The organism is Xylanibacter brevis P6B11, from assembly GCF_000621825.1.
Taxonomy (GTDB): Bacteria; Bacteroidota; Bacteroidia; order Bacteroidales; family Bacteroidaceae; genus Prevotella; species Prevotella brevis.
Genome location: NZ_JHXG01000007.1, coordinates 225,693 through 238,683 on the forward strand (window position 1 = coordinate 225,693; position 12,991 = coordinate 238,683).

At 47.6% G+C, this 12,991-nt stretch carries 10 protein-coding genes; 2 read left to right on the top strand and 8 right to left on the bottom strand.

What is annotated here, in order from left to right; genetic code table 11:
- Positions 1-53 precede the first annotated feature (53 nt).
- Entirely contained in the window at positions 54-980 is a 927-nt protein-coding gene (locus T496_RS0103815) for a magnesium transporter CorA family protein (RefSeq protein WP_027449571.1), read from the bottom strand.
- A gap of 311 nt (positions 981-1,291) precedes the next feature.
- Here T496_RS0103815 and nadB point away from each other — a divergent pair, with 311 nt between their 5' ends.
- Positions 1,292-2,881, top strand: coding sequence for an L-aspartate oxidase (gene nadB, locus T496_RS0103820; protein ID WP_027449572.1), 1,590 nt, complete (start codon positions 1,292-1,294; stop codon positions 2,879-2,881).
- 121 nt (positions 2,882-3,002) lie between these two features.
- Here the strand turns inward: nadB and T496_RS0103825 are convergent, their stop codons facing one another.
- Together T496_RS0103825 and alaS are read right to left on the bottom strand one after the other, a co-directional pair.
- Positions 3,003-3,485, bottom strand: a complete 483-nt coding sequence (locus T496_RS0103825) for a DKNYY domain-containing protein (RefSeq protein WP_052342060.1) — start codon at positions 3,483-3,485, stop codon at positions 3,003-3,005.
- Between the two features lie 166 nt (positions 3,486-3,651).
- A complete protein-coding gene (gene alaS, locus T496_RS0103830; RefSeq protein ID WP_027449574.1) occupies positions 3,652-6,315 on the bottom strand; it encodes an alanine--tRNA ligase in 2,664 nt (887 codons plus the stop codon).
- Positions 6,316-6,425: 110 nt separating this feature from the next.
- Between alaS and T496_RS0103835 the strand changes: the two genes are divergently transcribed.
- Positions 6,426-6,776 carry a MerR family transcriptional regulator gene (locus T496_RS0103835; protein ID WP_027449575.1) on the top strand — a complete coding sequence of 117 codons (351 nt, stop codon included), beginning with the start codon at positions 6,426-6,428 and terminating at the stop codon, positions 6,774-6,776.
- A gap of 26 nt (positions 6,777-6,802) precedes the next feature.
- On the opposite strand, the gene T496_RS0103840 is transcribed toward T496_RS0103835, so the two are convergent.
- From T496_RS0103840 to T496_RS0103860, 5 genes are read right to left on the bottom strand one after another with little or no spacing between them, the layout of a single operon-like run.
- Positions 6,803-9,076 carry a RelA/SpoT family protein gene (locus T496_RS0103840; RefSeq protein ID WP_027449576.1) on the bottom strand — a complete coding sequence of 758 codons (2,274 nt, stop codon included), beginning with the start codon at positions 9,074-9,076 and terminating at the stop codon, positions 6,803-6,805.
- A gap of 45 nt (positions 9,077-9,121) precedes the next feature.
- Positions 9,122-10,426 carry a lytic transglycosylase domain-containing protein gene (locus T496_RS0103845; protein WP_027449577.1) on the bottom strand — a complete coding sequence of 435 codons (1,305 nt, stop codon included), beginning with the start codon at positions 10,424-10,426 and terminating at the stop codon, positions 9,122-9,124.
- Between the two features lie 10 nt (positions 10,427-10,436).
- Positions 10,437-11,168, bottom strand: a complete 732-nt coding sequence (locus tag T496_RS0103850) for a DUF5683 domain-containing protein (protein ID WP_081783541.1) — start codon at positions 11,166-11,168, stop codon at positions 10,437-10,439.
- Positions 11,169-11,193: 25 nt separating this feature from the next.
- Positions 11,194-12,114 carry a ParB/RepB/Spo0J family partition protein gene (locus T496_RS0103855; RefSeq protein WP_027449579.1) on the bottom strand — a complete coding sequence of 307 codons (921 nt, stop codon included), beginning with the start codon at positions 12,112-12,114 and terminating at the stop codon, positions 11,194-11,196.
- A gap of 2 nt (positions 12,115-12,116) precedes the next feature.
- On the bottom strand, positions 12,117-12,881 hold the full coding sequence (locus tag T496_RS0103860) for a ParA family protein (RefSeq protein WP_027449580.1): 765 nt from the start codon (positions 12,879-12,881) through the stop codon (positions 12,117-12,119).
- Positions 12,882-12,991 lie beyond the last annotated feature (110 nt).

Sequence of the window (12,991 nt, forward strand, 5' to 3'; positions counted from 1 at the left end):
GGAAAATAATTTTAACAGCCTAATTTTCTGTGATTTTTTTTCATTTTTGGGGTTTAAATAAGCCTTTTATACCTAAAAAACCACCAGGCAAGGGCCGAAACGCCCCCTGAAATAGCCATAGCAAAGAGGAAACCAAAGTGGCTAGACTCCATGCCATTGATGAGGTTCATACCGAAAAGAGAGGCTATCAGCGTGGGGAACATCATGATAATGGTCACTGAAGTCAGCGTACGCATCACGGTGTTCATATTGTTATTAATAATCGACTGATAGGTATCCATCGTCGATTCGAGGATGTTCGAATAGATATTGGTGGTTTCGCGGGCCTGCGTCATCTCGATGTTAACGTCCTCAATCAGGTCGGCATCGAGTTCGTCGATCTGCAGTTTGAACTTCAGTTTAGACAGCAGGGTCTCGTTGCCACGAATAGATGTCTGAAAATAAGTGAGCGAATCCTGCAGACGGCTCAGGCCGATCAGGCTTTCATTGTTCACCTCCTTGTCAAGATTGCGCTTGGCTTTATCTATCAGCAGATTGATTTGCTTCAGGCGCTTCAGATACCACACGGCGCTGGAAAGGAACAAACGGAAAATCATGTCCACATGATCGGTGAATCCATCATTGCGCTTCTGCTGATACGAGACGAAGTCAATCATCATGTTGGTCTCGTAGTAGCACACGGTAATCGTGACGTCGCGCTTGTGGATAATACCCAGAGGCACCGTGGTATAGGGTGTGCGCGAACGCACCTCCTTGACGTAGGGAATACGCAAGATGATGAGCATCCATCCGTCATCGTATTCATAACGGGCACGCTCGTCGGTATCGCTGATGTCTGAAATAAAATAATCGGGAATGCCAAAGCGCTCTTCGAGTTCGCGCTGATCTTCGTCGGTTGGACACGTCACCTGTATCCAGCAATTAGGCTGCCACTCCTGCAGTTGGCTCAGCCCCTCTGTTGTGTTCCAATAGGTCTTCATGATGCTAATCCGTTTGATAATACCACAAGTACGTAAGTGCTCAAACACTCGTGAACATGGATAGTTTTACGAAAATAATTTAGCGGCAAAGGGATTAGCAGCCTTGTCGCTATCCCCCGCCATTACGAATTGTAATTGTCCGCCGGGTAATCGTCCATAATTTTGTTGATAATTGGTTTAACGGCTGCAAAGTTACGAGAAAAAAAGTAAAAAACATAGAAATTGAGGAAATTATTTGCCTTTTTTTTTATGAAACAATTGATTCTCGATTATTATGCGTACCTTTGCAGTGTTTTAAAACAAAGAAGAGCATGGTCTATAAATACGACTTTCTTATTATTGGTTCAGGAGTAGCGGGCATGAGTTATGCCCTAAAGGTGGCACGCGCCAACAAAGGCAAAGTGTGCATGATTTGCAAAACAACACTTGACGAAGCCAACACATCGTTTGCACAAGGCGGTGTGGCATCGGTTACCAACCTATTGGTGGACAACTTTGACAAGCACATAGAGGACACCATGATTGCAGGCGACTATATTTCGGATCGCACTGCCGTGGAACAGGTAGTTAGAAACGCACCCGAACAGATCAAAGAACTGGTGAACTGGGGCGTAAACTTCGATAAGAAGGAAGATGGCAACTTCGACCTGCACCGCGAAGGCGGACACTCGGAATTCCGCATTCTGCACCATGCCGACGATACCGGAGCTGAGATTCAGCGCGGACTGATGGAAGCCGTGCGCAACAATCCTAACATAGACATCAAGGAAAACCACTTTGCCGTTGAGATTATCACGCAGCACCACCTGGGTGCCAAGGTGACACGACGCACACCATATATTAACTGTTATGGTGCATACGTGCTGAATCCCGAGACCGAGAAGGTGGACACCTATCTGGCAAAGGTCACCGTGATGTGTACTGGCGGATGTGGTGCCGTCTATCAGACGACCACCAACCCTGTGATTGCTACAGGCGACGGCGAGGCGATGGTCTATCGTGCCAAAGGTACGGTGGCCGACATGGAGTTTGTGCAGTTTCACCCCACCGCCCTCTACTCGCCCGGAGAGACCCACCCTGCCTTCCTCATCACCGAGGCTATGCGCGGCTATGGCGGCATATTGCGTCTGCCTAATGGCGAGAGTTTCATGGAGAAATACGACGAACGCCTGTCGTTGGCACCACGCGACATTGTGGCTCGTGCCATCGATAAAGAGATGAAGATTCACGGACTGGACCACGTCTGTCTGGACGTGACACATAAGGATCCTGCCGAGACGCGCCGTCACTTCCCCAATATCTATCAAAAGTGTCTGTCGATGGGCATCGACATCACGACCGACTACATCCCCGTGCGCCCCGCAGCCCACTACATGTGCGGTGGTATCAAGGTGGATCTGAACGGTTGCTCAAGCATTGAGCGCCTCTATGCCATCGGCGAGTGTTCTTGCACTGGTCTGCACGGTGGCAACCGTCTGGCGTCTAACTCACTTATCGAGGCTGTGGTCTATGCCGATGCGGCTGCCAAACACTCACTGGAGCATGTGGACCTTTACGACTTCAACGAGAAAGTGCCCGAATGGAACGACGAGGGTACGCTGACCAACGAAGAGAAGGTGCTCATCACTCAATCTGTAAAAGAGGTTGGAGAAATCATGTCTAACTACGTAGGCATCGTGCGTTCAGACCTTCGTCTGCATCGTGCCTGGGTGCGCCTTGACACGCTTTATGAAGAGACCGAGAACCTGTTCAAGCGCGTAAAAGCCACAAAGGACATCTGTGAGTTGCGCAACATGATCAACGTGGGCTACCTGATCACCCGTTTTGCCCTGGAGCGCAAAGAGAGTCGAGGACTGCACTACACCATCGACTATCCGGCTCATGCCTACGACAAGGAATAAGAAAAGTTTCGAGCAGAATCAGAAATGATTCTAAAGAAAAGGAAAACAAGTCTGAGAAATCAGAAATAGAACATAAAAGAAAGAGCGACAACCATCATGGTGTGTCGCTCTTTCACGTTATTTATTCAATCTTTTTACCCTTGTAAAATACATCATAGGAGTCTTCACCATAGCCATCACCCGTATATTTAAAGGTTAACGCCATGGCTCCATCGACCTTCTGGCCATAGTAGAACACAGTGAAGGAGTCCTTTGCATAGCCTCCACCCAACTCTTCAAATGATTGTGCATGCGCATCCAACTTCTTGTTGCCATAATAGACGTTGAACTTTGTCTTATAGTAACCGCGATGCGATGGCGGAAGTTCTTCGTTACGCCCTTGATTACGCCAGCTGCTGGGCTCTTTCAATCGGAACGAAGAAGGGTCTACATTCTCCAACACACGGCCATCCATATAGACATTGTACTTATCCTTGGCATAGCCACAGCCCAAATCACGGAAGGTACGAGCATCGGCATACTTCAACAACGCATGACCAAAATAGACGTGTCCGCGGTCTATCTCATAGCGCTGAGCACTGGCAAACAAGCAAAAGCCTGTCATTACTAACAGCAAAAGCGATTTGCGAAAAACAGATGTTTGAGTCATAATCTTATAGTCTTAAATGGTTGATGGTGCAAAGATAAGGAATATCAACAAAAAAAGAATAGGAATTTCCGCATTACTTTGGAGGAAATCCCTATTCTTTAGAATATTTAACTAGGCTGTTTTAGAGGTTTGCCAGTTCAACAACCTTATCAACAGCAGCACTGAGTCCGTCAACGCTCTTACCGCCAGCCTGTGCAAAGTGAGGCTGACCACCGCCACCACCCTGGATGAGCTTAGCAGCTTCGCGAACCATCTGACCTGCATTCAACTTGTGGTCGGCCACCATGTCGTCGCTCATCATGATAGAAAGCTGTGGCTTATTGTCAGCATGCGTTCCAAGTACACAAAGCAGAGAACCCTCGACTGCGGCACGAACCTTGAAGGCCAAGTCCTTGGCAGCAGCAGGAGCCATGGGCAGAACGGCAGAAACTACCTTCACGCCATTGATCTCACGAGCTTTCTCAACCAGTTGCTTGGCTGCACGCTCTACTGCCTGAGCCTGGAAGCCCTCAATTTCTTTCTTCATAGCGTCGTGCTCCTCGATATACTTACGGATGACGCCTTGCAGGTCCTTAGCATTGTTGAAGAATGACTTCACGGCACGGAGCATATCCTCGGTCTGATACAGCAGTTCCTCGCACTCCTTACCAGTCTTGGCCTCGATACGACGGATACCAGCAGCAACGCTGCTCTCAGAAATAATCTTGAAGAAACCGATACGACCGGTGCTGCTGGCGTGAACACCACCACAGAACTCGCATGAAGGTCCGAAACGAACGACGCGAACCTTGTCGCCATACTTCTCGCCAAAGAGGGCGATAGCACCAAGTTTCTTAGCCTCATCAAAAGGCATATCGCGATGCTCGTCGAGCTGTATGTCCTGACGAATCATATCGTTGACCATGCGCTCTACCTCACGAATCTGCTCATCGGTCACCTTCTCGAAGTGAGAGAAGTCGAAACGCAGCGTGTCGGGGCTTACATAAGAACCCTTCTGCTCTACGTGGTCGCCCAGAACCTGCTTCAAAGCATAGTCAAGCAGGTGAGTGGCAGTGTGATTAGCGGCAGAAGCATCACGCTTGTCGGTATCGACACAAGCCATAAACTGTGCTGCAGTGTCCTTTGGCAACTGCTTCACGATATGTACGCTCTGACCATTCTCGCGCTTGGTATCGATGATCTCGATGGTCTCATTCTCGGAAACTAGAACACCCTGGTCGCCTACCTGTCCACCCATCTCACCATAGAAAGGTGTGTTGTCGAGAACCAGCTCATAGAACTCGTTCTTTTTCTGTGTCACCTTACGATAGCGCAGGATGCGGCACTCATATTCGGTAAAGTCGTAACCAACGAACTGTTGTTCGCCTGCAGCCAGCTCAACCCAGTCTGAGTTCTCAACAGCGGCGGCATTACGAGCGCGGTCCTTCTGCTTCTGCATCTCGGCATTGAACTGCTCTTCGTTGACGGTAAATCCGTTCTCGCGGCAAATCAGCTCTGTCAGGTCGAGAGGGAAGCCATAGGTATCGAACAGGCGGAAGGCCTGAACGCCATCCAGTTCTTTCTTGCCCTCAGCCTTCAACTGCTCCATAGCATCGTTGAGCATGCCAATACCCTTTTCGAGTGTACGAAGGAAAGAATCTTCTTCTTCCTTCATCACCTTGGCAATCAGTGTCTGCTGTGCCTTCAATTCGGGGAAGGCATCGCCCATCTCCTGAACGAGTGTAGGCAGGAGCTTATAGAGGAAGGCCTCTTTCTGTCCGAGGAAGGTGTAAGCATAGCGTACGGCACGACGCAAGATACGACGAATAACGTAGCCGGCCTTAGCATTTGAAGGCAACTGGCCATCAGCAATAGAGAAAGCTACAGCACGCAGATGGTCGGCGCAAACACGCATGGCCACGTTGATACTGTCCTGCTCCTTGCTGATAGGATTCTCTGTCTCTTCCTCGAAAGTGTAGTATTTCAGTCCTGTAATCTGCTGCTCAGCCTTGATGATGGGCTGGAACACGTCAGTATCATAGTTAGAATGCTTGCCCTGCATCATGCGAACCAGACGTTCGAAGCCCATACCGGTGTCGATCACATTCATTGACAGGGGCTCCAGAGAACCATCGGCCTTGCGGTTGAACTGCATGAACACGATGTTCCAGATCTCGATAACCTGAGGGTCGTCCTGGTTCACCAGCTCACGGCCACTCTTACCACTGGCCTTGCGCTGCTCGGGGGTGCGAGAGTCAACATGGATCTCAGAGCAGGGACCACAAGGACCCGTGTCACCCATTTCCCAGAAGTTGTCGTGCTTATTACCATTGATAATATGGTCGGCAGGCACGTGCTTGGCCCAATACTTGGCAGCCTCATCATCACGAGGAATATTCTCCTCTGGAGAGCCTTCGAACACGGTGACATAAAGATCCTCTGGGTTCAACTTCAGGACATCTACAAGATATTCCCATGCCATGTCAATAGCACCCTCCTTGAAGTAGTCACCGAAGCTCCAGTTGCCCAGCATCTCGAACATGGTGTGGTGGTAGGTGTCATGACCTACTTCCTCCAGGTCATTGTGCTTACCAGAGACACGCAAGCACTTCTGTGTATCCGCTCGACGGCGAGGTTCTGGGTCGCGAGTACCCAGGATAATATCTTTCCACTGGTTCATACCAGCGTTGGTAAACATCAACGTTGGGTCATCCTTAATCACCATTGGTGCAGAAGGCACAATGGCATGCTGTTTCGACTCAAAAAATTTCTTAAACGAGTCGCGAATCTCTTTAGCGGTCATCATTGTTTCTATACTTTATATACAATTTGGGTGCAAAATTACAAAAAAATGGCGAATAAACGATGACGAATTAAGAATTATTTCGTATCTTTGCAAACAAATGAAGATGTATTATGGCACTGAATCTTAATAAAAACCTAAAGTTGTACTATTCCATTAAGGAAGTGGCAGAAATGTTCGACCTTAACGAGAGTACACTACGCTATTGGGAAACCGAGTTCCCCCATTTGAAACCAAAGACGATGGGGCCTAACAAAATTCGCCAATATTCAGAAAAAGACATCAAACAGGTCAAGTTGATTTACAACCTGGTTAAAGAGCGCGGATTCAAGATCTCTGCTGCCAAAAGCATCATCAACAACAACCGTGACGGTGCAGACAAAACGGCCGATGTCCTGGCACGTCTTGTCAATGTAAGAGACAATCTGCAAGCCCTGAAAAAACAATTGGACGGACTCCAATAGAGTTCGCCCAATTATTTATTTTGCCATTACATAATCTGTGAAATTTCTTTCAAGTCTTCTATTTCTTTCAGACTGACTATAATCGACTTCACATCATCTCGATCGTGAACCTTCAAGTCTATCCATCCTTCAAATATACCATCTTCTGTAGTGAAGGTCAGTTTGCGAATATCAACGTTTAACTGATTGGAAATGACCTGAGTAACTTCGTTTACCAATCCGCGACGATCAATACCGCCCAAGCGAATCGTTGCATCGAAGAACAGGTTCTTGTGCATATCCCATTTAGCATCCAGGATGCGGTTGCCATAGCTGGCTTTCAGCTTGTTGGCCACAGGACAGGCACGCTTATGAATCTCGATGCGATTCTGATTATCAATATATCCCAAAGCATCATCGCCCGGAATGGGATGACAACATGTGGGGAAGATATATTGTTTGATATTCTGAGCAGTGATATAAATGGGTTTCTTTCTGTTGAACTTCTCGGGAACGATAAAGAGTTCAGGCTGGTCATTAACAGCCTTCTTGGCCTTAACGAAAGGCACATACTTACGCCATCCACCGTTACTTTCGCTCTTTGCCTTATGTTTACCATTGAGCTCGTCAACATCCTCGTCACCAAGAATAATGCGTTTCTCGCCCATGGCCAGGAAGAACGGTTCACGACGGGTAAAGTCGTGCAAGTGCATCAACTGGTCGATGTGACTCTGGTTAGACTCAAAGCCATTCTTCTGCAACCAGTCGTCCAGCAGTTCTTCGCCTTTCTTCTGCACCTCGCGATTGTCTCTTCGCAGGATAGCCTGTATTTTGGCCTTTGCCTTAGCTGTGGATGCAAAGTTAATCCATGAAGGTTGCACCCGTTGTGACTTAGAGGTCAAGATCTCAACCTGATCGCCACTGTTCAGGCGATGACTCAGAGGCACCAACTTATGGTTGACCTTTGCACCAATACAATGGGAACCTAAGAACGTGTGGATAGAGAAAGCAAAGTCAAGCACCGTGCATTCAGCAGGCATGGTCTTGATTTCGCCCTTCGGAGTAAATACAAAAATCTCGCTTGCAAACAGATTCAATTTGATAGAATCTATGAAGTCCATGGCGTCTGGCTGTGGGTCGTCGAGTATCTCCTTGATGGTTCGAAGCCACTGGTTCAACTCATTCTCGTCCTCACTATACTCACCATCCTCCTGTTCACCTTCTTTGTATTTCCAATGAGCCGCCAAACCCTGTTCAGCTATCTCGTCCATGCGCTCCGAACGAATCTGCACTTCAATCCAGTGGCCCTCCTTTGACATCAGTGTGACATGCAGTGCCTGATAGCCGTTTGCCTTAGGATGGCTCACCCAGTCGCGCAAACGATCGGGATGACTCTCGTAGATCTTGCCAAGTTCCACATAGATATTAAAGCACTCGCGAGCTTCAGCTTCTTTGCTTGTTGCTTTGAAGATGATACGCACAGCCAGGATGTCATAGACCTCCTCGAACGTAACATGCTTCTTCTGCATCTTGTTCCAGATGGAATAAGGCGTCTTGATGCGCTCCTTAATCTGGTACTGCACGCCCATACGTTTGAGCATATCCTCAATGGGAGCCGTAAAGAGGTCGAACGACTGATGGCGCGTCTTATAAGTCTCGGCCAACTTATGCTCTATGGTAGCATATTCCTCTGGGTGTTCAAACTTAAAACTGAGATTCTCGAGTTCCGACTTTATCTTATAGAGTCCCAATCGATGGGCCAATGGTGCATAGAGATAGAGCGTCTCACCAGCAATCTTATACTGCTTGTTGGCTGGCTGAGAGTCCAACGTACGCATATTGTGAAGACGGTCGGCAATCTTAATGAGGATAACACGAATGTCCTCACTCATCGTGAGCAGCAGTTTCTTGAAGTTCTCTGCCTGTGCCGACGCTTTCTCACCAAAGATACCACCACTGATTTTGGTCAGTCCATCAACAATCTGGGCAATCTTTGGACCAAACATGTTGGAGATATCCTCCACAGTATAGTCGGTATCCTCTACCACATCGTGCAGCAAGGCGGCACAGATACTGGTAGAACCCAATCCAATCTCCGAACACACAATCTGTGCAACGGCAATTGGATGCATAATATAAGGTTCGCCCGACAAACGACGTACGCCCTTATGAGCCTGACGTGCAAAGTTGAATGCTTTTGCAATCAGGTCAACCTTCTTGCGATGGCGTGAATTTAAATAATCATTTATCAGTCGGTCATAGGCCTCATTAATCATCTGATCATCGGCCTCTTCGCGTCGCATCATCTCTTCATCGTCCATAGTATTCCTCCTTAACCTTATACCTTATATATTATAATAGCAATATTATCTCACCTTCAACTTCTGTCCGGCACGGATATTGTTACCACGAATGCCGTTCAGTCGCTTCAACTTAGCCACCGTCGTACCGTTTCTACGAGCAATGGTAGAAAGAGACTCACCCTTTCTCACCGTCACTTGTCGTCCGCCACGTGAACTCTTACGTCCGCTGCGTTTGCTCGACACCGATTTAGAAGGTACGAATGTATTGTCTATCTCCACCTCAGCACGTTTCAGCGGGGTCGCAGAAGCATAGACCGAGTCCTGCATGGTGATAAACGTGTTCACATCGTTCAAGGGCAGGCGGATAGGCATAGGCTTTGAACCACCGGGCACCACATCACGACGATAAACAGGGTTGAGAGCGCGTAGCATCTGAATATCGAGATTGCATACTGAAGCAATCTGAGACAAAGTCAGATCACGGTTCACCATCACTGTATCTGTTTGTGAGGGCAACTGCGTTCTCATAGGGCAGATGCCGTGTTCACAGTAATAAGTCATCACGTAGTTGGCAGCAATAAAGGCTGGCACATAACCGCGTGTTTCCTTGGGAAGATAAGGATAAATCTTCCAATAATCGCGTTCGCCACCAGCGCGTGCTATAGCCTTATTGATATTACCTGGACCACAGTTATAGGCTGCAATCACCAGATTCCAGTCGCCATAAACCTTATATAAATCACTCAGCAGGTGAGCAGCAGCATAGCTAGCCTTCACCGGATCACGACGTTCATCAATCAAACTATTGATTTCGAGGTTATACATCTTTCCCGTAGATACCATAAACTGCCAAAGACCTGTTGCTCCAACACGAGAGACAGCAGTGGGATTAAGGGCAGACTCAATGACGGGCAGATATTTCAATTCCAAGGGAACCTGATAAGCTTCGAGTGCTTCCTCAAAGATAGGCATATAGAAGTTAGAGGCGCCAAGCATAAAACCCACCTGGCGGCGCAGACGTCCGGCATAGCGATCGATACAAGAGCGCACCACCTCGTTATACGACATCTCCATAACGGTAGGCATGCGCATCAGGCGCTCGATGTATTCCTCTTTTGAAAACAGCGGGTTCTCGCCTGTTGTTCTGCAATCTTCATCTACAGTCAGATAACTCTTAGACTCATAGAGGTTCATCAAGCTATCCATCATATTATCGGCCATGGCTTCGGGGAAGTCTATTTCTTCCACATCGCCATATTCATCAGATACAATGATTTCTTCGTCTTCTACCTCCACCTCTATCTGCGCCTGTGTGTTGACCACACAAGTCAGAAGCATTGCGGAAAGTATTATCAGTTTTCTCTTCATAAAATCTTCTTTAGAAATTAATGCTGCAGTTCACGCCAATCGACGTTGCTGACAGCGATCTGCTATTCAGGCCGTTGCCCATGACTGTTGGGCGCACCTTCATGCTCAGGTCTTTTGAGATATCAAACTCAGACAGCTCTGCATCTACATAGGCATCAATCACCGAAACGACATAGACGCCCACCATACAGAAGAAACTCAAGTCGCGCCAACGGCGATAGCGGTCCTTACGACTCTTAAACACCGACTTATAGCGCTCTTCATTCTCAGGCGTAATGGTACGTCCCAGATGCAGAAACTTATTATAGCTGGCTGTTGTAGGATCATCATCCATGATGTCCAGATAAGCCTGCTGATAGTCCTTGTACATCATGTTGTTCCACATCAGTGCATAGACACATCCCACAAAACCTCCATACACTATTGGCAACTTCCAGTACTTACGGTTGTAAATCTGTCCACCGCCAGGAATGACCATAGCCATCCAAAGGGCTCGTTGGGGGTCAGGACGCCACGTGCTCCAGTCCTTCTTGGGTTTTGAAGCCTTCAACGTCTGATGGACCACTGTCTGCACCGCGGTTGTATCAATGACAGCAGCTGTATCTATTGGCAGAGCAGCATACATAGAGTCGATGACCTGCATGATAGAGTCAGCCACCACGGTCTGGGCTTTTGTCTCGGTCAACGGCAGACACAGCGACAGTACTATAAGCACTATTGCCTTTCGCAATCCCCGTATCATGTCAAAGCCCCATTTCTTCATTTGCTCAATGTCCTGCATTCAGCACTTTTAATATACGTTCCAGATCGCCCTCGTTGTCGAAAGGAATGCTAATCTTTCCTTTACCACTAGGAGAGCAAGTCATTTGAATCTTTGTCTGGAAGAAGGTTGTCAGACGTTTTTTCACTGCGTCATACTCTGCAGGCAACTTAGCCTTTGCAGCAATCTTTCTATTGGCACCTTGTACGTCTTCACCATTCTTCAGCATCTGAACCATCTCCTCCACCTTTCTCACGGAGTACTGGTTCTTGAGCACCTCCTTGAACAACTTCAACTGCATGGAAGGAGAATCGAGCGACAGCAGGGCACGGGCATGTCCCATGTCTATTTCGCGATTCTTCAGTGCCATCTGAATCTGGGCAGGCAACTTCAGCAGACGCATATAGTTGGTCACAGCCGTACGGCTCTTGCCCACTCGTTCAGAAATCTTCTCCTGCGTCATACCGCTGGTTTCTGCCAGGTGTTCATAGGCCAACGCAATTTCAATGGCGTTCAGGTCCTCACGCTGAATATTCTCCACGAGGGCCAACTCCATCACGCTCTCATCATTAGCCGTGCGGATATAGGCAGGTATCGATGTGAGTCCAGCTTGTTGAGAAGCTCTCCATCGGCGCTCACCTGCAATGATCTGATAGCGATCGGGCGCTACCTGACGCAAAGTGATGGGTGCAATGATACCCATGGTTGCAATACTTGTAGCCAGCTCCTGCATAGCCGTCTCGTCAAACTCACGACGAGGCTGATCAGGATTTGGTTCAATCTGTTCGATAGGAATCTCATTCAAGTTTGACGAACCTTGAGTTTTCACCTCGCTTGTATCAATGAGTGCATCCAGTCCGCGGCCGTTTCCGATATCATCGAGTCCGCGTCCAAGCACATTCCGGTCAAATTTCTTTCTTACAGCCATTACTATTTATTCTTACTAATGATTTCTTTTGCCAATGCCAAATGGTTTTTACTTCCAGTAGAATCTGCGTCATAAAGAATGACTGGCAGACCGTGAGAGGGACTCTCTGAGAGTTTCACATTACGCTGAATCACTGTCTTGAACACCAGTTCCTGGAAATGACGCTTCACCTCGTCATAGATCTGGTTAGCCAGACGCAGACGTGAGTCGTACATCGTCAGCAAGAAACCTTCAATCTCCAGTTTCGGATTCAGCTTACTCTTAATAATCTTAATGGTGTTAAGCAGTTTAGAGATACCCTCCAACGCAAAGTATTCGCACTGCACGGGTATGATTACCGAGTCGGCTGCCGTCAATGAGTTCACGGTGATAAGACCCAATGAAGGTGAGCAGTCAATGAGTATATAGTCATATTCTGCACGAATTGGATCAAGCAGTTTCTTAATAACCTTCTCGCGATTGTCTAGGTTCAACATCTCGATCTCGGCACCAACCAGGTCGATATGACTAGGTATGATATCAAGTCCTTCAATGTCGGTTGTGTAGATAGCCTCGCGTACATCGGCCTTATCAATGATACATTCGTAAATAGAACAGTCCACCTGCTTGATATCCACACCCAATCCACTTGAGGCATTGGCCTGTGGATCAGCATCGACGACGAGCACCGTCTTCTCAAGGGTAGCCAGCGAAGCTGCCAGATTGATTGTAGTGGTGGTCTTTCCTACGCCACCCTTTTGGTTAGCTAATGCAATAATCTTTCCCATTTCAATCTTTTCTCCTTTATAGTTTTGAACTGCAAAGATACAACTTTTCTGTGAAACAATGAATGTTTCACTGATATTATTTCAATAATTTTAGAATTATTCTCCGCCCG